Source organism: Bradyrhizobium sp. AZCC 1610 (assembly GCF_036924515.1).
Classification (GTDB): Bacteria; Pseudomonadota; Alphaproteobacteria; order Rhizobiales; family Xanthobacteraceae; genus Bradyrhizobium.
In genome coordinates this window covers 3,031,361-3,051,594 of sequence record NZ_JAZHRR010000001.1, presented here as the reverse complement: position 1 = coordinate 3,051,594, position 20,234 = coordinate 3,031,361, and the positions used below count along the sequence as shown (strand labels likewise).

Here is a 20,234-nt window from a genome sequence, read left to right as displayed (position 1 = left end):
ATCGCTTATGCGACCTTCTTGATTTCGCCGAGTTTGAAGGTTCCGAGCTTCCGCGCTTCCTTCAGTCTGACGACCCGGTAGTTGACGGTGTCGACGAGAACGGTGTCGCGAAGGGGCTTGGCCGCAACGATCGCCCCGCAGGCGTCGTCGAGCTTGCTCATGTCGGTAGGAACCCTGAAACCATTTCGGAAGCGCCCACCGAAGCCCAGAGCCGGCGACCGCACTAGCGGCACTTCCACCTTGGCCTGAGCCGTGTAAGCAGGGATCCCGTACCGCATGTGACCGCGGTACGATTTGGTAGACAGACCTGCGGGCAGGTCTTCCTTGTTGTGAAGCGCGAGCCGATCGTAGACCCACCGCGCTGCATCCGTCTCGCGACGGAAATTCTCTCCACGAAACGATTTGTTGTAGTCGTGGAAGTGTTGACCGGGCTGCGGCACATGCCGCTCAGCGATCTGGACCGGCTTGACGTCCTGCGGCGTCAGCCCAGGCGAAAGCGAAACCAGGTCGGAGGCGTTGGCATTGATGCGAACCGTGACGATATTGTCGGCCGCATCCGACATCCGATAGAACTTCCGGCCGCGGAAACCGTCCGAGTGATAGTCGCGTACCGAGCTGTTGCCGATAAAGACGCGCTCAACGGCCTGACCACCAAGCTCAATCATCGACTCCAGCTTGACGAAGGTCTCGACGCCGTTCTTGTAGACGGAGGCCTTGCGACCGTAGAGTTCGGGGCCGAGGCTGCGTTCCCGGAAATTGTCGCTCCGGAAGCTCTTCACCGGCATCCGGAAGTCCCGCGGACCCGCGGGATCGCGGATCACGTAAGGATACATCCTGATCTGCGGCAGCTTCAGCAGCCACGACATGAACTGCTCGTTCGTCATCGCCGGGATGCGGAAACCGCGCGCCGGGGGAACGATCAACTGATCGAGCCGAGACCCAACGAGGTCCAGGTACGTGGCCATGCCGGCCTTCGTACCCTTGATACGGTGATGCGCGACCGCGTCGGCGACGGCCTTGCGCTTCTTGGCGTCGGGCCACTTAGGATCCCAGATGTCCACCGAGAACGACCAGGCCAGATAAGGCAGGTCGTCGATGTGACACCGGTATGGATCCCAAAGCCGCCGGAGGCGATCGATGTCCAATCCCAGAAGGCGATCTACCTGAGACGCCAGCGTCCGTTCATAGACGGTCGCGTTGGGCGCCAGGATGTGTTCCATCAGGCGCTCAGCCATTTGGTTATTCCTCGCGTGCGTTTGCCACGTTCACGCTGGCTGAATTGATCCAGACGACCCCGCCCGTTCCGACGTTGATGTCCTGGAAGTCGATCTCGACGTTCTGGACGCCCTCTTGGGTGAGGGCCGCGATCACGGCCGACCGCTTCAGGTCCCTGCCGATCTGCGTGACGCGGTTGCGAAGGGAGGTGAGCGCCTTGTTGATGTCGGCGATCACCAGAGAAGCGTCTGGGCCAGGGTAAAGCGTGATGTTTGCCTGGATGTCTGTCGGGATCTTAATCACCGGCAGCACGGAAATTTCGTCGGTGAGCGGCTTGATGCCATCCGACATCAGCCGATCGTACACGGCATCAACCACGGCAGATGTCGGAACCGGATTGGTCCCGTTCGCCATGATCGTGACAGTCACCCTACCCGTTCCGCGCTCGGCGACCGCCGTGGCGTCCTTGACGCTCAGCGAAGTGCTCAGCGCGTGGAAAATGTAGGAGCCGGGGCTGCCGGCCGTCGTGAAGCTCTCCATCGAGAGCTGGATGCGCCTGCGGAAGCGAGGATCATCCTCACCGTCCATGCGTTGCACATTGAAGCGGGCGCCGATCACATCGAGGTCGGAGAAGGTTGCGAACGGAAGCATGCTGGCCCGCGCCGCAGCGTTGATGCGCTCGCGGACGATCATTTCGCCGTAGGCTTCCGCCGCGAGGATAACGTTCGTCGGCGACTGCTCAAGCGCAAGAGCAGCTGCGAGCGCCGGGTTCTTTGCCAGAACCTGCGTCTTGTAAGCCGCCAGCAAAACCTCGAAGTCGATCTCCTCGATCACTTTCGGGGGCGGAAGCCGCGCAAAATCGATGTAAAGCGCGGGAGACTCGAAGCTTGGCATTGAGGCCCTCGCTCAATCAGATTGTTTGACGAAACCTTTTCTGGGCATAGTCGACCAGGTCGACGCCCTCGATGGTTATGGTGATGTCGCCGTCCGGACCGAATTCGTCGATGATGACCTTGGTCACCTTGAACTCAGGCTCGTAGGTGTTGATCGCAACGATCGCAGCCATCATGCCGGCCATCAGGACTTCCTCGTTTCCGGGCTTGTCCTGCATGTCGATGAACTTCGATCCCCACCACAGGCGCATCAAACGGGTGCGCAGCCTGGTGGTGAGGATGACGTAGATGCTCTGCTTGATGCGGGCCCAGCCTTGGATGAGTTCGCCGGTAAAGCGATCGATGTCGATGAGGTGCTCAGTTGGAGCTGTCGGCATGCTGGCTCTCCGCATGGCGGCGCCGCTTGCCGTGGCCAGTCACAGGCTTCTCCTGAACGACCGCCGCCAGCACCGGAGCCGGCGCGGGTTCAGCGACCTCGAAAGCAGGCGCTTCGACCGTTGCGGCCTTGTCACCCTCTTCCGTAAGAGCATGCTTGCGATACTTGGCCTCCGCCTCCGTCATCGTGACGGAAGAGCCAACGGGCACGAGGAGACCCTTGTGCCAGAAGGCAGCGTCGACGGTGTATTTGGGCATTGGTTTTCCGTTTCTTGATTTCGTTAAAGCATGGCAAAGACTTTGGAGGACGGACCGGCTTCGGTCATTACTCGGACGGGCGCCACTCCCTTCGGATCGGCAACGCCGAGATGAACCTTGCCGCCTACGCAGTGGACCCATGCGCCATCGACGCCGATGGAGGCGTCCGAAGCACCCTTCACCTCAATGAAGTCCTTCGTGATGACGATCCTCGTATCATCGCCTTGGGTGATGGTGATCGAGTCTTTGCTCCAAACCGTCTTGGAGGCGTTGTCGCCGCCTTGGGTTAGGACGATGTTGTCCTCGGTGAAGACCACTTTGGACTTGTCGTCCTCGCCCATCTGGTGGGTCAGGTCTTCCTCAGTCCATTTGACCATGGACTTCTTGTCTTTGAACTGGACCTTGACCTGGTCCTCGTCCATCAGGACGTCACCCTTCTCGTCCTTCTCGCCGTAGCGAGTGTGGATCTTGTCGTCGTCCATCCGCTGGTAGGACTTATTCTTGCCTACCGTCTTGAGGATGTAGTCCTTGGTCGACTTGATCTGGGTGGTCTTGTCGTCGCCTTCGTCCTCGGAGACCTCCGGGATCTTGCGTTTCTTCTGCTGCTTCTGGCCGCCCTTGGAATTCATGGCGTCCATTTCACCGCCACCGCCGCCGGCCTGCTGCGACTGCTGGGAGCTATCTTCCGACTGCTCCTTCTTGCGGATGATCAGGTGGTGCGTGTCTTTGGTTTGACGGAGCCAGGCGTTCCATTTGTCTTCGCCTTCGCCGCCTTCGCCACCCTCGCCGCCGGAGCTGCCGCCGGAACCGCCGCTTTCGCCGTCCTTGCCGCCTTCCTGATCCTCATCCTCGATCAGAGAGACGACTTCGTCGTGCTCACCGTGAGGTGATGGGGTGTCGGGGCCGTAGTGATGAGGCTCGACCGTCGCCATTTCGGGCTTGCCGCCGACCGACCGCATCAAGACCTGCTGGCCTTTCTTCGGCGGCACGGACATCTTGATGGTGCCGTGGGAGAAGCTCGCCCAGGGCATCCAGTCGCTCTTGAAAGTTCGACCGCCGCCGCTGCCGCCACCGCTGCTCTGCTGACCGCTCGGAGTTTGATCCTCGCCGTCATTCATCTTGACGTACCAGCGCTGGTTCTCGAACTTGGTGTCAACGATCCTGCCGAGCCGCTCCTTGTTCTGGAACTGACGCTCCAGATCCTGGAGCCTTCGCTCCATCGCGTGGACGGCTTTCATATCAGTCGACCTCTGGTGTAACGTCCAATTCGTCTTCGGCGGTCATGCCGGCTTCGTTGTGGGCATAGCCGCGGGCAATGACCCTGCTCTGCGGCGTCTGGGTGATCATCGAGCCGTCAGGCCGGTAGAAGTAATCGCGCTCAAGGACGCGGTTGCGTCCGATCATGACCGAGCTTTCCCACTCGACCACGCCCACCGACACGCCTTCGCGGCGAAGCACCGGCTGGCTGATGCGCTTGAACCTGACCTTGGTGGCCGGCGCTGCGTCCGGGGTATTGAACTTGTTCAGATTGGCAAACACGGCGAGCTTCTCGACGTATTCCCAGGCACGAGCATCGCCATCGAGGGCGACGTGCCGGTTCTCGTCGATGATGACCACGACCACCCGGAGGCTGGTGTTCATCTCCATGGTGGAGTGATGCGCGGTCGGAGCGTTCATCACGGCGACGCGGGCGCACGGCGTCTTCAGCGTCCAGTCCGCGATGTCCTGCTCATCGAACAGGCCGTCATACCATTCGACGTCCATTTCCGGGAACAGCCCCTTGACGGCGTCGATGACGTTGTTCCGGAAGGTGACCACCTTGCTCATTAGTCGCCTCCATTAAAGATGTGAGCGCGGATCATCTTGCTGATCCGTCGAATGTTCTCTTCCGAGTAGCCCATGAATGGACGGGCCGGAATTTGCGGGCTGGGCCGCTTCGATCGGAATGCGCCCTTCACCTTCGAAACGCCGCGCTGCATGTAGGATGCGTAAGGCGCATCGGCGACGATCATGAAGCCGTCGTCGCTGACATCTGCGATGTTGATGCCTCGGGACATTTCGCCCGAATGGAACAGCGGCTGGTCATGACCTTTCAGCTCGGCGGTAACGTCGGACAATGCTGCCCACCGCTCACCGCCTGGCGAGGTCTTGGTCCGCACGATGCGGTTGACCGTCGAATTCTTCATGTACTGAGCGGCCTGCTGCATCACCGGCTCGAGATCGGTGGCGTCACGCAGTAGCTCCGCCAGCCGGCGGTTCAGCCTGCTCAGCGTTTGCTGGTCGAGCCTGACGCTGAGACTGGGCATTACGCCCTGCCGCAGTCAAAGGATCTCCCGGAACGCCTGGCGTTCGGGTTCTCCGTCGTCGGGTTGCCTTCTTCGTCCTCGCCCGTGGTGGGCGGTAGGCCGAGGCCGACCTTGCCGGTCGAGATCTTCTCCAGCAGCGCCAGAGCGTCTTCGTACCGGACGCGCATTTCGTCGGTGCGGCCTGTGCGGCCGAGCGCTATCTTGTAGACAGCGATGTCGATCGCGCAGTTCTTGACCACACCTGGCGTCGGCGTCACCGGAATGGTGTACTGAGCCGACAAGTAGGCATCGCAAATTTCGCCGGCAGCCTGAAGTCCCTTGGCAACGACCTCGGGGTCAGGCTGACCGTCGCGGTTGTAATCGGCTACGCGGACCAGAAGATCGGTGCCGTAAAGCTCGTCGATGTCTTCTTTTGTGGCGTAGCCCATCACAGCTCCTTGTTACTTCTTCTTGCCCTTGGCCTTGGCTGCCTTCGGCTCTTCGGCCTTGGGTTCGCCTTCGACCTTCTCGGTCACTTCGGCTTCGACCTTCTCGGTCGCTTCAACTTCGGCCTGCACCGGCTCCGTCTGAGCGACAGGCGTTTCGTCCGTCACCGGCACTTCGACTTCAGCCGCGGGCTGGTCGATCTTGTCAGGGAGGACGGCGTGACGCGCAGCCCGGACCTCTTCCGAGACCAGGTTGCGGTTGTTGCGCAGACGAGCTGCGGCTTCGCGGGCTCGGTAGCCCTTAATTCCGAACATGGAAATCTCCAGAGTCACAAAAACCCTCCCGGATTTCTCCAGGAGGGTCTTGTGTTTCAGAAACCTAACGTCAGAGGATCAGACGATTAGGCGGCCAGCTTGTGCTTGAACGCCACGATGCGGATGATCTTCGCATCGTACACGCGTTGCCAGTTGGTCGTGAGGGCCAGCTCAGCGTTGTTCGGCGTGACGCCGACCTGGGTGGTGCCCAGCCACTTGATGCCGCGGGGGTGCATGACCCACTGGCGGCGGTTCACGATGTACTCCTGGCCCATGCCCTTCAGAGCCTGGCGCTCGACCTCCACCGGCACCTTCGGCGAACGTTCGCCGAAGCCGATCGCGCCCTGACCGAAGATGTAGGTCGTGAAGATGCGGTTCGCGCCCGCACCCGACACCGGCATGGTGTCGTCGACCAGCACGGTCTTGCCGAGGTAGGTCGGGATCGTCAGCTTGCCTTCGCTGTCGGGGATGAAGTCGATCAGGTCGGCCTTCACCATCGCCTTCAGGGTCAGCGAGTGGACGGCAACGCCGGTCAGGCCACCCTGCTCGTCGCCCAGCAAGAACGCCGAGTCGATGAAGCTGTCGGCGTCGAAGAATTCCGCGCCGCCGGTCAGGGCCGAGATGTCGTTGACGTTGGCCGCCATTGCGGCCGAGCCCATCGCGCCCGCGAGGGTCGCGAGCAGCGCGGTCTGGAATCGCTTGTTCCACCAGTCGGCGAAACGGTTGGCGATCGCGTCGATCGGGTCGGCGCCGGAGAGGTCGGCCGCGAGGTCCGACGTACCGAAGGCCTTACCGCGCAGAAGCTTCACGGCCACGTCCTGGCCGGTCGTCATCTTGCCAACGGTCAGGTCGGACTGGTCATCCAGCACCTGCTCCTCTTCCGAGGCGTCGAGGTCGTTGAAGAACGGCATGTTGACCGTCTTGCCTTCGATCTCGGCGTCGATCGTGGAGGTCAGGTCGGTGATGATGCCCGACTGGAAGAGCCGCGACTTCTGGGTCGACAGCGTCTGAACGTACTTGTTGAACTTGGTCGGGACGATCATGTCCGCGAGACGAGTCTCAGTCATTTCTCACTCTTGAGGTTGTGACTGGCTTCGCTCTGAGAGGCATTTGCATTCGAACAAACGCCGGGACACGATGATCCCGGCGGTTGCTCTTGTTGACGTGTGAGGAGGTTTAGTCCTTGACGCCTGCAGCTGCCTTCAGCTGCTTGGCCAATTCTGGTTTGGTGTTTTCCAGCAACATCTGCTGGGTTACGTTCCGGGTCTCTGCGGCCCAGGGGTTCGTGACGCCCTGGAGGCTCGGCGGAGTGGTGCCCGGTTGCGTGCCCATTCCACGCTTGTCTTCAGGCTTGAACAGTGAAGGCCGGCTGTCGCGCACCTCGGTGAGGAGGTCAGCGATAGTGAAGGGAGTGCCGTTCACGTCCTTGATCCGCGGGTTGCCGTTGATGTCGAGAACCTCGACCACGACCTTCCCGTCCACCATTTTGGTTCGGACCGATTTGCCCGCCAGAAGTTCGATGGCATCCCGCGCATCGTCCAGCGGATTGAGTTTTGCGAGTTCAGACTTGATTTCGTTGTCGCGAACCAAAGTCTGCAACTGCCCCGTCAGGCTGTTGACCGTGCCCTCCGCGCCCTTGACCTGCTGGAGCAGCTCGGTTTCGCGCAGGGTAAACTGCGCCTGGAGCTGACCCTTGAGGGTCTCAAGTTTGGTGTTGGCGATCTTGTCAGCCTCTTTCGCGGGATCGAATGCCGTCAGTCGTGCGGCAGTCTCCACAGCCGTCTTGGCTGCGTCCGGCGTGATGTCCCCGAAGGCGGCGATGCGCTCGATCGCGGTGCGAGCCGCGGCGGCGTCGAGGCCTTCGTAGGGCTTGATCTGTTCCTTCAGCACGGCAACGTTGTTGCGTTCCGCGCCGAGGGCGTTCTTCAGGCCCTGGACGTTGTCGAGTTCGAAGCCTTCGGTCGGCGTGATGTTGACGTAGAACTTCCCGTTCCGTTCAACGTAAAACGCGCGATGAGCTTCTTCGACGGTGTTGAGATCAGTAACGACTGCTTTAAGCATATCCATCCCGGAAATGCGGGGCATCCCGCCCCTCGTGATAAAAGGACCGTCAGGCATCCCGCCTTGGGTCCGGTGAAATCCCCGAGGAGTCGGGGAATTCGAGTTGCCGGCGCCGATCGCTTCGAGGCCGTCCCGGCGCTCGGTTGATCAGTGCTGGCGAATTAGGATCTGTTCAGCGGCGGCGCGGGCGTGCGACGCGCTCTTGGGCATCTCTGTCCGTCTTGTGCGGGATGCGAACTGAGACCGCTGAAATCGCGCTCGACCGGTGAAGAGGGAGCGCGATTACGAATGGGTTCGCCGAATTACGAGCCCGGCGAAGGCTGTCGTCCAAAAGAAACCGCCAGAACCGAAGTCCTGGCGGCCTAGAAGTTGGAGTGAGGAAAGCTTACGAGTCGCCGCCGCCAGCGTCGAGCACCAGCAACGTGACGCACTTGCCGGTCTTGGTGTCGATCATGGCGCAGGGAACGACGCCTTCCTTGACAGCGGCCTTCTTCGCAGCCTTGTCAGCAGCGATCGCGGCGGGGGTGGCATCGGCGTCATACTTCACCTTGCCGGCAACAGCGGGCACGGACAGCGCGACGAGCGCCAGGACGGAAACGAGGATCTTCTTCATTGGTGGACTCCTTGTGGAAACGAAAAAACCCGCCGCGGCGAACCGGGCGGGTCAGGTGAGCGACGCCTAAGGCGTGGCTTGGATTACGCTGCGCGTAGCAGCATGTCGGGCGAGATCTCTTCGAGCTGCTCGAACTCCTCGGGAGTTGCAAACTCGATGGCGTCCCGATCGGTGAGAAGGATGAAGTCGCCAGCCGCACACTGCTGATGACCCCATCGGTTCGTCATTGTGACGCCGCCAAGGCTGTTGATCACGAGTTCGCCCGATTGCAGGCGCTTCACCAGCCAATGTGGCGGGGTTTCGTCCGAAGCCTGCCCCCAAAGTGGCAGCCTGAAGGCCTGGACGAGGTTTTTGCGTTCGAAGAGCCGCACGGTCACTCCATTTGCATTTAAGCAAATGACAAACCACAGTACCGGGGTTTTGTCAAGAGCCTCTGCAAACGGGATGCAAATCAGCCTTTAACGAGGACTGGGCCGGGAGCGGTGGGGCGCTCGGCGGGCTTTTTCTTGACCGCCTTCTTGCCCTTGACCGCGAACTTGGGCTCGAAGCAGATCGGGCAGCAATAATACTCGTCCCCGACCAGCTTTCCGAACATCACGACCGACCGAGGGATCATCCTGACAAGCTCCTGCACCAGCGTTCCCTGCTTCTCCGAGCAGGGTTCGCAATAGTACGGTTCCAGTTCAAATGTCAGTCGTTCCTCGGCCATAGTCGTCTGCTAACATGCGCATTCAAGCGCGTCAATCAAATTTGCTTTTTGGGGCGCGTCTGACCTTTCGGGAAGTCCGGGAGCGGCTCTTCGGTTCCCGCCTTCGGAGGATCCTTCTCCTCGGTCGGGGCCTTGCCGCCGGTCGGCGCTTCGCCGGCTTCGGCCGCCTGGAGCGCGGCGTCGATGGCCGCCAGGGCCGCCACTTCGTCCTTGATGTTGAACTCTTCGCCAAGCAGGTTCCGCTTGTAGACTTCGCGCAACAGGCTTTCGCGGGTCAGACCCTTCTTCTCGTAGATGTTCACCAGCTCCTTGACCTCCAGCAGGCGGTCCTTGGTGTTGGAGAACTCGGTGTTCAGCACCGCTTCCACGTTCGAATAATCTTTGCCGGTCCACTGCCCCATGAAGCGAATGGCCTTCTCGATGGCGTCCTGACAGTTGATGGCGACGTCGTGGACCACGGAGTGAACTCGGGTCTCCTGGATGTCGCGCTCGTTCTGCGGAACGTACTGACGGTGCGTGCCCGTGACCGGGTTGAGCGCCATCATGTCCATCTGCATCTCGAGCCGATCGAGATCCTTGGCGCCGGACTCGATCGCGGTGCCCTTCGGCTCCACGAAATACCAGCGGCCATTGGCCTCGGGCGCGTAGAGGACCTTGTAGGGACCGATCGCGAACTGCTTCTCGTCTTCCGGGTCGATCGTCACGCCGGAGCAAGCCAGCATCGGGAAGCGGGCCGCCGACAGGATCGAGCGCTGATCGGACGTCGATATCCAGTGCTCGATCTGCTTGTAAGCCAGATCGATGAACACCGGGCGTACCTGATAGTCGGCTTCCTTTTCGCCGGCATACATGGTCACGAACGGAACTTCGGCCATATTCTTCAGCGGGGTCTCAGCGACGAACTCCCAGCTGCCGCCGCCCGCCGCCGCCTTCTGCTCCCAGAGCTGGACGATGCCGGAGGTCTTGGTCGGGTCGATCTCGATGACCCGCATCTGGTTGTAGAGCACCTCCTTGAAGCCCTCGCGCGCCGCGCGCTGGCTGCGGATGCGGACGTGGACGGTCTTGGTATCGCCGCCGACGTACTGGTCATAGGCCGCTGCGATGTCGTTCACCTTGAACAACTTCATGAACGGCCTGGCGCCGGCCGCCTTCTGAGCGGCCAGGTTCGGCAGATTGTAGGTGTCCGGATGATCGACCAGGATGTGGCACATGCCGTCGAGCATCGCGTTGTTGAAGAACGAGTGCGCGAACAGATGGAGGTGGTTGCCCTGCAGATCGGCATCCTTGACCCACAGATCGAGGTCAGGATCGCCGTTCAGCACCTTCAGCAGTGTCCGGAAGGGTTTTGCGGAAGCCGCATCCACGGCCTCCCTGAGCTTGTTGAGAGCGAACGTGGAAGCCAGTCGAGCGTTGTATCGGGTATCCGACTCCTTCTCATACTGGGGAAGGAACTCCTTCTCCTTCGCGCGCATCGTCTCCGTGCCGCCATAGACCGCGCGGAGCATGCTCGTTCGCTGCTGCATGACCGTTGCGGCAGACGACAATTCGCCGGGATTGCCCGCCTGGGGCGACGGGACGTAGGCTTGGGCTTGGGTATCAGCCATTGTGGGGTGGTGTCCTGACGTTACCAGTCAAGGACCGCCGCCTTTCTCGGACCGAGAAGTTCGTTGAAGGCATCGGAAGCCGCGTCCACCTGGTCGTCGTGGACGCCAAGGGGGAAGGTTTCCAATTCATCGGTGAAGCAGTCATTCCAACTGCCCTTCACCATCTTCACGTTCATCCCTTCGGCCTGCGCAGCGAATGCGGCAGCCCGGGTCTCTTTCGAACCTGTGGGGCGGGGTGTCTTGACGATGTAGCCGGCGAGCCGGCGGATGAAGTTCTGGGCCTGGCTCTTGCCGGCCTGGCCCGGGTCTTGCGGAATTACGATCGTGACCGAGCGACCATCGTTTCGGGCCGTCTCGAAGATCTTCTTTTCGACATCCAGCGGCGAACCGCGGAAGCGTATGACGTTCTCGATGTAGAAGATGCCCTGAGGGTCCTTCGACATCAGCACGCCGACCGTCCAGTCGCCGTCAGACGATGCCGCCAAGTCCCACGCGCGAACGCGGACGCGGCGAGCTGGCATTTCGGCAGGCGGCTCGAACCAGTCGGCACGGAACATGCCGCCGTCGTCGGCCATTGGCTTCTGCTGGTAGAGCGCGGAGAAGGAACGCTCGCCGAGAACCTCGGCGCGATCCATCAGCGCGTTGTAGGAGAAGCGGTTGGGCGCCAGCGGATCCTTTGGCTTGCGGCCGAGCGGATCGCCCGGGACCGTGCCATCCTCGTTGAGGACCATGCGCTTGACGCCGTCCTCGCCCGTGACCCACTTAACCTCGGGGATGGCCGGCAGCGTCAGGATCTCCCACGGAAGACCCTTGCCGTCGTTCATCATGTCGACCAGGCGGCCGGCGATGTCGTCGTAATGCCACCGCGTCAGCGTGAGGACGATTGCGGCATCCTCTTCGAGACGGGTGTAAACGACGTCGCGGTACCAGTCCCATTGGTCCTGGCGGAAATTGGCGGACTTGACTTCCTTGCGGTCCTTAATCGGATCGTCGATCAGGAACAGATGGGCGCCCTTACCGGTGGTACCGGTGCCGACGCCGACCGCGAAGTATTTGCCGCCGCTCTCCAGCTCCCATTCGTCAGCCGCACGGTTGTCGGACTTGATGCCGACGCTGGTGAACAGCTTCTTGTACTGGTCGCTCTTGACGATGCCGCGGACTTCGCGGCCGAAGGTGGTGGCGAAGTCGCCGTTGTAGGACGCCGAGATGACGTTCTTCTCGGGATTGCGGCCCATGAACCAGGCCGGGAAGCGCCGAGTGGACAGCTCGCTTTTGCCGTGCCGCGGAGGCGCGAAGATCATGAGGCGCTTGCATTCGCCTCGCTCGACGCGCTCAAGGGCTTCCGCCACGATGTGGTGGAAAGGATCGGCGTAGTATTTGTGGAGCGTGTACTCGGTGAAGTCGATGAGGTGCTCGCGGCCCCTCCTACGACGCAGGATTTCGGCCGCTGCCTCCTCTGGGGAGACATCGGTAAGCGGGTTCACAATGAATTCCGAAGGTTTAGACTCCGGTCGAGGCCCGAGGGCTGATGCCCCCGAAGCGGCAACTCGACCAGAGTGAAAAAGAGGACCCCACGCCCGCTGGCCAAGCGGATCGTCCTGTCAATTCAGGACTTAGTGTTGCGGTCGCTTGCGCGATCCCGTCAGGGGTCTTGTTTCGATTAGGCGCCTGCTGGAACCTTACGGAAGTAAGGACGTCCCCAGGTGATGTCGGCGCTGATCGGGCCTGCCGCGAAGGTGACGAGGCACTGCAGCGTCGAGCTGGTCTTCGACGTCGTCAACGGACCGTTGCCGTAAGTCCGCAACGTGCCGGAGATCGCCCCGGCCCCGTCCATCACGACAGAGGAAACGTTGCTTGGCGTGGCGCCGGTATCGCAGGTCAAAGAGATCGCGCGAATGCCCTGGTGGCCAGCGGCCAGCGAGAAGTCGACGCAGAACTCCATCTGGTCACCGATATTGCCCGTGTAGGCGCAGGTGCTCGAAAAGTTGGCTACACGGTTCGCGGTGGTGTTGGTGCCCGACGCAACGACTTCAAACGCCTGCGCGCCGTTCATCGTCGGCTGGGCCGAGGTGACCGTGAACGAGTCGTTATGAGACAGCGTCCAGTTGGTAGGAGCTGGACCAATTGGCGTAGGCGTTCCGCTTAGCGTTCCGGCCGTTCCGGTCAGAAGCGCGTTCTTCCCCGCCAGAAGGATCAGGTTGGTGCTGGCGCTGTTATAGAGGTCGGTCAGGACGCTCGAAGTGTCGATCAACGAGTTCAAGCTATCGCCGAAAGCGTTACCGATCTTGATGGCGCCCAGCCAGTTCGGATGCAGCCCATCGAGGGCGTCGGTGGCAGGATTGAAGACCGACTCCAGGTCGACGACTCGGATCTTGTCCTTGTAGTTCGCCAGATCGGGATCTGTCGCATAACCCTTGATCAGGTTGTTCAGAGTGACGCGATCAGCTTCACGACCTGCACCGAGATTGGTGAAGTTGGTGTCGGTTCGCCGCATGACCGTGCCGGCGTTGACGTAAGCTGCGGTGCCGTCGAGGTAGCCCTTCCAGCAGGTCTTGATGTTGGCCCAGATGGTCGCAGGAGTATCACTCGATCCGCCAAGATCGTTAGTACCCATCAGGGCATTGACGACCTTGGGTGACAACGCATTGATCGCGGAGACCTGCGTCGCCATCTGCGCTGCGGTCTGGCCACCGGTAGCCTGGTTGTAGTTTTGTGGCATGTAGTACCGGCCGCGCGTGCGGGCGAGAGCGGCCCAGGCCCACTGCGGACCGTTCGATCCAGCGGTGATGCTGTCGCCTTCGATGACCAGGCGCGAGTTGAAAGGAACAACAGCCGGATTGGCGGTGATGGAGAACGTGGTCGAGCGTGGCGTGTTCGTGGCCCCAGCGAGCGTCTCGGTGATCGTGTAGCTGGTGGTTCCGGCGGCGGACGCAGACAGGCCGACGACCAGACCGGTCTGGCCAGCATTGATCGCGACCTTTCCGTCGTTTGGGGTCACCGACAGGGTCGATCCGGCGGTCTTGCCGGAGATGTTGCCGATCACCGTGCCGGCAGCCGCGCCGGCCGTGAAGGAAACGTTCGACAGGGTGAGCGCGGAAAGGGTTGCTGCAATCGCGGGCGCCGTAGTGGTGGGGGCAGAAAGAGTGCCATCCCAACCGATCACGGACCCTGCGTTTGGTGCGGTGGCGAAGGTGTAGCTCCAGTTTCCAGATCCATCTGCCGTTGCAGTTCCGGCAACGCTACCGTTGGCGAACACCGTTACGGTTGAGCCTGGCTTGACACCGCGTCCGGTGTAGGTCTTGCCGTCAGCAGACACGGTTGCGGCGGAAAGGCCGGCAATTGGCGCAGTTGCGGCGGCGGCGACTACGGCCAGGGCTTTCTTGGATCGATTGAGAAGGACCCACTCGCCCTTTCTAAACTTTAAGACGCTCATCTTGAATTGCTTTCCTTGGATTGATGGTGTTTGTACTGCGTCAGACAAGCTTGCTCTGCTTGAGCGCATCGATGATCGCGTCCGGCGCGTTCTCGTCGCCGGGGACACAAGCCTCGATCACTTCGTTGACGTAGATTTCGTTGAGCAGCCTGTTGTCGATTTCCTTCGCCTCCGCCGCGGTCTGGCTGCGACCGTACGCCTGGTACGGCTTGACGCGCTTGATCGCGAAGTTGACGTTGAAGTACGTGTCGAAGAGGCTGCGTGCCGAGACCTCGACCGCCTTTCGATCGCGGGGGTCTCGGATGTACGCAACCCCAGTCAACAGCGGAGCGTCGGTGATGATCACGTTGACCTTGTCCACGAGACGGCGCTGGCGTCGTTCCTGCTCAGCCAGCACATAGATTTGCCGCTTCAGGTCGAGCCAGTTTTCGTCGTAGACGAGTTCCTTGGCGAACTCCGTCACCAACTCGCATTTGACGCCGGCCAGCTTCAGCTTGAAGAACAGGCCCGCTGCGGTCGTGCTCTTTCCGGAGCCGGGACCGCCGATGAGGTTGATGACGAAGGCGCTCATTGGTTTCCTTACTTGATGTGCAGCTTGGCCGCGTCGAACTTGACGAACACGTCCTTCAGCCATTTGCCGACCTTGCCCTTCATGACGAAGGAGCTGCCGTTCTTGGCGTAGTCGTCGAACGAGGTGGCGGCTGCTTCCACATGCTCGGTGGCTCGCTCATCCATCTTGGGGATGTCGATCAGCGCCGTGCCGACCTTGAGCGTTTCTGTCGCCACGCCCTCGATGCCGTTGAAGAAGGCGGCGTCGTTGGTGTGGTTGGTGACGATGAAGTGGCGGGAGCCATCCAGGATCTTGGCGGTGCCCTCGATCTCGTTGAACGACTGCTTCGTGCTGCCGATCACATGGAGAACGGAGACGTCGATCTTGCCTTCCTTGACCAGGTCGAGGAAGCCGATGTCGGTGAGCAAGGTCAGCGTCGGGGTGAGCAGGCCGGCCTGGATGTCGATCACGGTGACCGCATGCTTCGGCACCGAGTCGAACACCTTGATCTGATCGTCCGAGGTGGACAGGTCCACGATCTCGGTGATCTCGGGATGGAAGTGCTTCAGGTTGCCGTCCGGCTGCTGCGTGTCAAACGCGCGGACATCGGCGCCCTGGGCCTTGAAGTAGCTGAGCACGGCGCGGGAGACGAAGGTTTTGCCAACGCCGCCCTTGTCGGCGCCGACGATTACAACATGGGGCTTTCCCATTGTTCTGTTTTCCTTTGGTTTGGTTGGTGGGTCTGGTTCGACCCGGGGTCGATCGATTTCGATCAGAGGTTCTGGTGCGACGGGCGGGAGGTGTTCGCGATCCGCAGCCGGTGGGCTGACGTGATCTACGCTCGGCAGGTTTGCGCGAACGCTTTCCTCGGCTGGGTTTCCGCGCAGCAGCCTGCCGGCTTCCAGCGCTACCGCCCGCTGTCGACGCACATCTTCAGTCAAGATGTGGTGCCGACGATTTTGCATTAGTGGACGCTTTCCTTTTTGGGTGGCTGTCGCGGCGCTGCCGGCGCGCGGGCAGCGATCTCCATCAGCTGCTCCTCCGTCATCTGAGAGACCTCAGTCTTGACGTTGAGGTTGCTGGTGGTCTCGTCCTTCTGGCCGAGATAGTTCTTGCCGAGGAAGATCGCGGCCGGCGCGTTCTTGTCGGCGAGAGCGAACTGCTTCCGGCGCAGCGAAACCTTGGCGCGGCCGATGCCGTCGTCCCAGGCGTCCCGCGCCAGCTCGTATTCGTTGAGGAAGTTCGTCATGGTGCGCCGGCTGACGCCCAGGATGGATGCAGCCTCGTCGAGGGTGCCGAACAGCTTGGCAATTTCCGACAGCGCCCGGAGCGTGTCCGCGTCGGGCTGCAGCTTGGTCTTGCGGGGCTGGACCGGAGCATTAAGCAGCTCGTCGAGGAACGCCCCCTCCTCCGCTTCCTTCTCTTGGGCGGCTTTTGCAGCGGCTTCGCGCGCAGCAGCCTCCTCCTTCGTCGGCCGTCCCCGGCGACGCGGCGGTAGATCAGTCATTTTCTTGTTTCTCTTTGCGACTGTTTCAGTGGGTGGAATAGGAAATGTCCCGGCGGAGGTCGTCCAGGTCGAGGGTGACCCACAGGCCTTCCGGCGGCATTTCCACGATGACGAACCTGACGTCCGCTGGCGTTTCGGTCTCTTCCCCTCGCCGATCGAGCATCTCGGTGATGGGGGCGCGGTAACCACCCTCGAAGGTGACGGTCTGGGCGATCAGGTCGATAACGAAACCGAAATCGTCTGCTTGGCTCACGACTGCCGCAGGCTCGGCAGCGCCAGATCGATCCATGCCAGGACCTCCGATTTCTTGGCAGCGCCGGTCTTCTGTGCCGTGACCACGCCGTTGTCGATCGCCAGCAGTGCCGGGATCTGGGTCACCTTGAAGCGCTGGGCGATCAAGGAGCAGTGCTCGACGTTGGCGCTGAAGAAGGTCACCTGGTCAGCGAGTTCCTTCTCGATCTCCAACATGATCGGCGTCATCGCCTTGCAGGGCTGGCACCATTTCGCCTCGAACTTGATGATGACGGGCTTCGGCGAGGTGACAACTTCGTTGAAGGAGGTGTCGGTCAGGGTTTTCATCGGGAGAAGATCTTCTTGACGGCCGACACTCCGGCAACGCCGCAGATGGTCAGCACGATGTTTTCCTGCATGGAGGCGTACGGCGGCGGCAGCTTGGAAATGTTCCAGCTTCCGACCTCATGGCCCAGCAGAGGGATGCTGTCGAACACGACAGCGGCGACGTGGATGATGAAGATCGCGAAGGCGGTTGGCACCATCCAGGCGGTGAACCAGTGCTCCCGGTCGTCCTTGCGCATGTCGGCCGCCATGCGGGCGATCTCGACCTTGTAGCGCAGCTCGGCGACATTGAGCTGAACGTCACCTCCGATCGCCGTCTTGAACTTCTCAAGATCGGCATCAGTCTTCTTGTTGAGCCAGGTCAATAGACCGCTCATCAGCCCTGGGATCAGGGCAAGCAGCTGAAACATGTGGAAACCCTAGTGACGACACGACTCGTGCGCGCTAGACTCGCTCCTTTCAGGGAGCAGAGGGGCGCTATGAGAATTGTCGGGTTGTTGTTGTTGTTGTTGGGGGTCGTGACATCATCGGCTCACGCCGATGAGGCGACGAAGTTCAATGGCTTCCACGTCAATATGACGAGGCAAGAAATTCTTGCATCGAAGCCAGCAAAGTACGTGGGGGGGAACGGTAAAAACCCCGCATTCATTCTGTTTCGTGACCCCGCAATCCCGGACTTCATGTCCAAGGAAGGCAAGGGCTGCGCCGCCTTCGATATGGAAGGCGACAAGATCGCAAAGATGTCACTGAGGAAATGCTTTTTCGGCGCGGAAGACATGCCACCGGAGCAGTTCGCAAAATCTGTGATGAAGGCCTACGGCATAAACGCTTCTTGCAAGATGCGACTCATGCCGGACAGGTCGGTCGAGCCATTTTGTTCTGGGACCACTGATAAAGGCGAAGTTGTTGAAATCGACACCGCTGGGATATCGATCGAGCGTATGCGCCAGAAGCCAAGGTTCAATTGATGGCACCGGTGTAGGGAGTCGAACCCTCAGACCTTGGTTTTGGAGACCAGGCCACGCCCATGCGCTCACCGATTGAAGTGGGTTAGCCGGCTCTCCGATACTGGAGAGCCCGCTCGATCTCGAAGGCCATAGCCTTCGGCTGATAGTTGTCGTCGAATGGCAGAGGCCGCTTCTGGCCCTTGGAGATGAGCCAGGAGTACTTGTCGACGAGCTGCCACGTCATGAGCGCCTTGACGTTCGGAAACGACAGGACGTCTTTGAGGTACGACCGGGCCGCCTCGGCGACTCGCGCGTCGATCAGCGCCGTGTCCGTGGTGGTCGTGGGTAACGCCGTGTTGCTTGCGCCGAGCGGGGCGATGTCGAGTTCGGAGATGTGAACTTCGAGCCCGCGCTTCCGCAGTTCTTCGAGGAGCCACATGACTCCTTCGCGGGTAACGCCGGCCCACAGGGTGAGATGGCTTTCGAAGCCGATGCCGTGGATGGGGACGCCCCGACCAAGCAGACGATCGACCAGCGTGAGGAACGCAAGCCGGTTCTTCTCGCAGCCCATGCGATCGAGCGACTGTTCGTTCATGAAAAGCTTGGCGTCCCGGTCGGCGGCGTGCGCGCGGCGGAAAGCTCGCTCGACATAGCTCGGGCCGAACACCTTCATCCAGATCTTGGAGCGCATCAGGTCAGGGCGTCCATGGGCCGGTTCGATCGGCTCGTTCACGACATCCCAGATAGCGATCCGCCCAGCGTATCGGCTGACGGTCTCGGTAATGTGCTGGTCGAAGTAGTTTTTGGCATCCTCGACCGGGACATTCAGGACGCCGTAATCGGGGCCGCTGGCATTCGACGTCCAGAGCCATGCCGGAGCGTATTCGTTCCAGGCGAGGTTGTGACCCTTGATCAGGATCCCGTTTGCCTCGGCCCAAGAGATAAGGGCATCGGCCTGAGTCCAGACCGGGACAAAGTTGGCGTTCGGACGGACCGTGCTCCACTTTAGCGCAATGTCGGTCGTGATGATGCCGCAGTGTTCTTTGTACAGCGCTTCGAGATTTGGATCGGTCAGGACGGTTGGCCCTGCCGCTGCGCCGAACATCAGGCCGCTGGCTTCGGCGGTAACATTGAGGCTGTCCACTGATAGTCGTCCTTTCAAGAAAGTGGTGCCAGGGGGAGGAGTTGAACCAACGACCTGCGGCTTATGAAGCCGCTGCTCTACCATTGAGCTACCCTGGCGAATTTGTGGGGATGGCCTTCTCAGGGCCTTGTCTGCTGCTCCCCGGCAGCGCCCGTCCTCTCGCGTGATCGCTCGACCAGCTACGACCCGGATGGCCCAATCGCATAACGCAGCCGCGCGGTCAGCGCGGGACTGTTTCATGTCAGTGGCGATTTGGGGCTCCATTGATGCCTGCCACCAGATAGCGATGGCGGGCGTGCTCGCAAAAGCGAGCGCGCGGCTTGACGCATGGCCTCATTTAACCGGCCACCCCTATGTCGTCAGGTGACTATCGGCCGGCACCGCAAAATAGACTCCCTCGTGCCGTGCGCCGCCCCGCAGGGTGACCACTCCGATCCTTTCGACCTCGATGTGCATCACGCTCATCTCAAACGGTCGTCGGCGACTTACCATGGACCTCTTCGCCGACTGGCTGTGCGTTTATTCCCCGCCGGGTGACACACGAGAGAGTACAGGTGGGAGCGATCCAATCCAGAAGTCGATCGCTCGTATGCCTCAACCGCATCGCGTTTACGGGGATCAGCCGTTCCCCCTCAGGGGCCGCTTTGAGGAATTACGAGGGCTACGGGGCTGCTGGCTTACCCGTTAGAACGGACACCGTTACCGGTGCCGCAGGCCACCTGATCAGATGAAAATCTTGGAGACGACCTTCAGCACAACGACGGCGAAGATCGCGTTGACGGTCGCGGCGGGATGCGCAGCAACCCAGCTCACGGCATATCCGTGAACAGATTTGGCGTAGCCGTAAGCAGCTTTGACTTTGTCCATGATGGACTCCGTTAGAGGAAAGGGTTGGGTGCCCGAGGGTTTGCAGCCGAAGCTGATTTGTTCTCGGGCGCAGCGGGTAAAGGAGGAGGAAACCCCGCTGCAGGCCGGGTCTTAGCAGTCGGTCAGCATTGCCCTGCGGCGTGCTGCTCCCTGTTCTGTGCTCCGGGGATGGTTAGTCGACGTGCTCTTGTGGGATCTTCCAGTTCGGAGGAACTGTCGTCACCGTCAGGCACAGATGAGGCACGAGCTTCTCCAAAACCCAGTCGCAGTGCTCTTTGAAGACACCTTCGCTGGGTCGGACGAGTTTGGCGTGCTGGTAGAGGTTCTTGATCGGCTGGCCGTAAACCACGGGCACCCACTCAACTGGGTCGAGTTTCAGCCAGACGATCATCGCCTCGGCCTGCCTCTTGGAAGAGGCGACCATTGCGTTGACCAT

At 60.9% G+C, this 20,234-nt stretch carries 28 protein-coding genes and 2 tRNA genes; 2 read left to right on the top strand and 28 right to left on the bottom strand.

Annotation, left to right across the window (positions count from 1 at the left end; all coding sequences use genetic code 11):
* Positions 1-5: 5 nt before the first annotated feature.
* From V1279_RS15035 to V1279_RS14945, 19 genes are all read right to left on the bottom strand, one after another.
* Complete coding sequence (locus V1279_RS15035) at positions 6-1,235, bottom strand: phage tail protein I (protein ID WP_334437112.1); 1,230 nt, start codon at positions 1,233-1,235, stop codon at positions 6-8.
* A gap of 4 nt (positions 1,236-1,239) precedes the next feature.
* Positions 1,240-2,049 (bottom strand): baseplate assembly protein, encoded by an 810-nt coding sequence (locus V1279_RS15030; RefSeq protein ID WP_334437109.1) that lies wholly within the window; start codon positions 2,047-2,049, stop codon positions 1,240-1,242.
* Between the two features lie 76 nt (positions 2,050-2,125).
* Complete coding sequence (locus tag V1279_RS15025; protein ID WP_334437107.1) at positions 2,126-2,485, bottom strand: GPW/gp25 family protein; 360 nt, start codon at positions 2,483-2,485, stop codon at positions 2,126-2,128.
* The gene (locus tag V1279_RS15020) at positions 2,466-2,741 is read right to left on the bottom strand and encodes a hypothetical protein (protein ID WP_334437105.1); all 276 of its coding nucleotides are present in this window, start codon (positions 2,739-2,741) and stop codon (positions 2,466-2,468) included. The genes V1279_RS15025 and V1279_RS15020 overlap by 20 nt, the downstream gene beginning before the upstream one ends.
* A 23-nt stretch (positions 2,742-2,764) precedes the next feature.
* Complete coding sequence (locus tag V1279_RS15015; protein WP_334437103.1) at positions 2,765-3,979, bottom strand: hypothetical protein; 1,215 nt, start codon at positions 3,977-3,979, stop codon at positions 2,765-2,767.
* A 1-nt stretch (position 3,980) separates the two neighbouring features.
* Positions 3,981-4,568, bottom strand: a complete 588-nt coding sequence (locus V1279_RS15010) for a hypothetical protein (protein ID WP_334437101.1) — start codon at positions 4,566-4,568, stop codon at positions 3,981-3,983.
* Positions 4,568-5,047 (bottom strand): phage virion morphogenesis protein, encoded by a 480-nt coding sequence (locus V1279_RS15005; protein ID WP_334437098.1) that lies wholly within the window; start codon positions 5,045-5,047, stop codon positions 4,568-4,570. Before V1279_RS15005 ends, V1279_RS15010 begins: the two co-directional genes overlap by 1 nt.
* Entirely contained in the window at positions 5,047-5,475 is a 429-nt protein-coding gene (locus V1279_RS15000) for a gp436 family protein (protein ID WP_334437096.1), read from the bottom strand. The genes V1279_RS15005 and V1279_RS15000 overlap by 1 nt, the downstream gene beginning before the upstream one ends.
* 12 nt (positions 5,476-5,487) lie before the next feature.
* Positions 5,488-5,787, bottom strand: a complete 300-nt coding sequence (locus tag V1279_RS14995) for a hypothetical protein (RefSeq protein WP_334437093.1) — start codon at positions 5,785-5,787, stop codon at positions 5,488-5,490.
* An 86-nt stretch (positions 5,788-5,873) separates the two neighbouring features.
* Positions 5,874-6,830: a major capsid protein gene (locus tag V1279_RS14990; protein WP_334437090.1), complete on the bottom strand. Its 957-nt coding sequence runs from the start codon at positions 6,828-6,830 to the stop codon at positions 5,874-5,876.
* A gap of 133 nt (positions 6,831-6,963) precedes the next feature.
* Positions 6,964-7,872 carry a hypothetical protein gene (locus V1279_RS14985; protein ID WP_334437087.1) on the bottom strand — a complete coding sequence of 303 codons (909 nt, stop codon included), beginning with the start codon at positions 7,870-7,872 and terminating at the stop codon, positions 6,964-6,966.
* 361 nt (positions 7,873-8,233) lie between these two features.
* Positions 8,234-8,461: a hypothetical protein gene (locus tag V1279_RS14980; protein WP_334437084.1), complete on the bottom strand. Its 228-nt coding sequence runs from the start codon at positions 8,459-8,461 to the stop codon at positions 8,234-8,236.
* A gap of 83 nt (positions 8,462-8,544) precedes the next feature.
* Positions 8,545-8,832, bottom strand: coding sequence for a hypothetical protein (locus tag V1279_RS14975; RefSeq protein ID WP_334437081.1), 288 nt, complete (start codon positions 8,830-8,832; stop codon positions 8,545-8,547).
* 80 nt (positions 8,833-8,912) lie between these two features.
* Positions 8,913-9,170, bottom strand: a complete 258-nt coding sequence (locus V1279_RS14970; protein WP_334437078.1) for a hypothetical protein — start codon at positions 9,168-9,170, stop codon at positions 8,913-8,915.
* A 35-nt stretch (positions 9,171-9,205) separates the two neighbouring features.
* Entirely contained in the window at positions 9,206-10,774 is a 1,569-nt protein-coding gene (locus tag V1279_RS14965) for a DUF4055 domain-containing protein (protein WP_334437075.1), read from the bottom strand.
* 20 nt (positions 10,775-10,794) lie between these two features.
* A complete protein-coding gene (gene terL, locus V1279_RS14960) occupies positions 10,795-12,258 on the bottom strand; it encodes a phage terminase large subunit (protein WP_334437072.1) in 1,464 nt (487 codons plus the stop codon).
* A 176-nt stretch (positions 12,259-12,434) separates the two neighbouring features.
* The gene (locus tag V1279_RS14955; protein ID WP_334437071.1) at positions 12,435-14,207 is read right to left on the bottom strand and encodes a GDSL-type esterase/lipase family protein; all 1,773 of its coding nucleotides are present in this window, start codon (positions 14,205-14,207) and stop codon (positions 12,435-12,437) included.
* A gap of 40 nt (positions 14,208-14,247) precedes the next feature.
* Positions 14,248-14,778: an AAA family ATPase gene (locus V1279_RS14950; protein ID WP_334437069.1), complete on the bottom strand. Its 531-nt coding sequence runs from the start codon at positions 14,776-14,778 to the stop codon at positions 14,248-14,250.
* 8 nt (positions 14,779-14,786) lie between these two features.
* The gene (locus V1279_RS14945; protein WP_334437067.1) at positions 14,787-15,467 is read right to left on the bottom strand and encodes a nucleotide-binding protein; all 681 of its coding nucleotides are present in this window, start codon (positions 15,465-15,467) and stop codon (positions 14,787-14,789) included.
* On the opposite strand from V1279_RS14945, the gene V1279_RS14940 reads away from it, so the two are divergent.
* Positions 15,453-15,725: a hypothetical protein gene (locus V1279_RS14940; protein ID WP_334437065.1), complete on the top strand. Its 273-nt coding sequence runs from the start codon at positions 15,453-15,455 to the stop codon at positions 15,723-15,725. The two genes, V1279_RS14945 and V1279_RS14940, sit on opposite strands and share 15 nt — an antisense overlap.
* Here V1279_RS14940 and V1279_RS14935 read toward each other — a convergent pair.
* From V1279_RS14935 to V1279_RS14920, 4 genes are read right to left on the bottom strand one after another with little or no spacing between them, the layout of a single operon-like run.
* Positions 15,722-16,264: a hypothetical protein gene (locus tag V1279_RS14935; protein ID WP_334437063.1), complete on the bottom strand. Its 543-nt coding sequence runs from the start codon at positions 16,262-16,264 to the stop codon at positions 15,722-15,724. The genes V1279_RS14940 and V1279_RS14935 overlap by 4 nt on opposite strands.
* Before the next feature lie 25 nt (positions 16,265-16,289).
* A complete protein-coding gene (locus tag V1279_RS14930; RefSeq protein ID WP_334437060.1) occupies positions 16,290-16,517 on the bottom strand; it encodes a hypothetical protein in 228 nt (75 codons plus the stop codon).
* Complete coding sequence (locus V1279_RS14925) at positions 16,514-16,843, bottom strand: thioredoxin family protein (RefSeq protein WP_334437057.1); 330 nt, start codon at positions 16,841-16,843, stop codon at positions 16,514-16,516. The genes V1279_RS14930 and V1279_RS14925 overlap by 4 nt, the downstream gene beginning before the upstream one ends.
* Complete coding sequence (locus V1279_RS14920; RefSeq protein WP_334437054.1) at positions 16,840-17,250, bottom strand: hypothetical protein; 411 nt, start codon at positions 17,248-17,250, stop codon at positions 16,840-16,842. Before V1279_RS14920 ends, V1279_RS14925 begins: the two co-directional genes overlap by 4 nt.
* 69 nt (positions 17,251-17,319) lie before the next feature.
* On the opposite strand from V1279_RS14920, the gene V1279_RS14915 reads away from it, so the two are divergent.
* Positions 17,320-17,808, top strand: a complete 489-nt coding sequence (locus V1279_RS14915) for a hypothetical protein (protein ID WP_334437051.1) — start codon at positions 17,320-17,322, stop codon at positions 17,806-17,808.
* Here V1279_RS14915 and V1279_RS14910 read toward each other — a convergent pair.
* The 5 genes from V1279_RS14910 to V1279_RS14890 all read right to left on the bottom strand — a co-directional run bounded on the left by V1279_RS14910 (position 17,809) and on the right by V1279_RS14890 (position 20,234).
* Positions 17,809-17,881: transfer RNA gene (locus V1279_RS14910), tRNA-Trp, on the bottom strand.
* Positions 17,882-17,890: 9 nt separating this feature from the next.
* The gene (locus V1279_RS14905; protein WP_334437048.1) at positions 17,891-18,931 is read right to left on the bottom strand and encodes an endo-1,4-beta-xylanase; all 1,041 of its coding nucleotides are present in this window, start codon (positions 18,929-18,931) and stop codon (positions 17,891-17,893) included.
* Positions 18,932-18,954: 23 nt separating this feature from the next.
* Positions 18,955-19,029 (bottom strand) — tRNA-Met (locus V1279_RS14900).
* Between the two features lie 625 nt (positions 19,030-19,654).
* Entirely contained in the window at positions 19,655-19,798 is a 144-nt protein-coding gene (locus V1279_RS14895) for a hypothetical protein (RefSeq protein WP_334437045.1), read from the bottom strand.
* Positions 19,799-19,970: 172 nt separating this feature from the next.
* Complete coding sequence (locus V1279_RS14890; RefSeq protein WP_334437042.1) at positions 19,971-20,234, bottom strand: hypothetical protein; 264 nt, start codon at positions 20,232-20,234, stop codon at positions 19,971-19,973.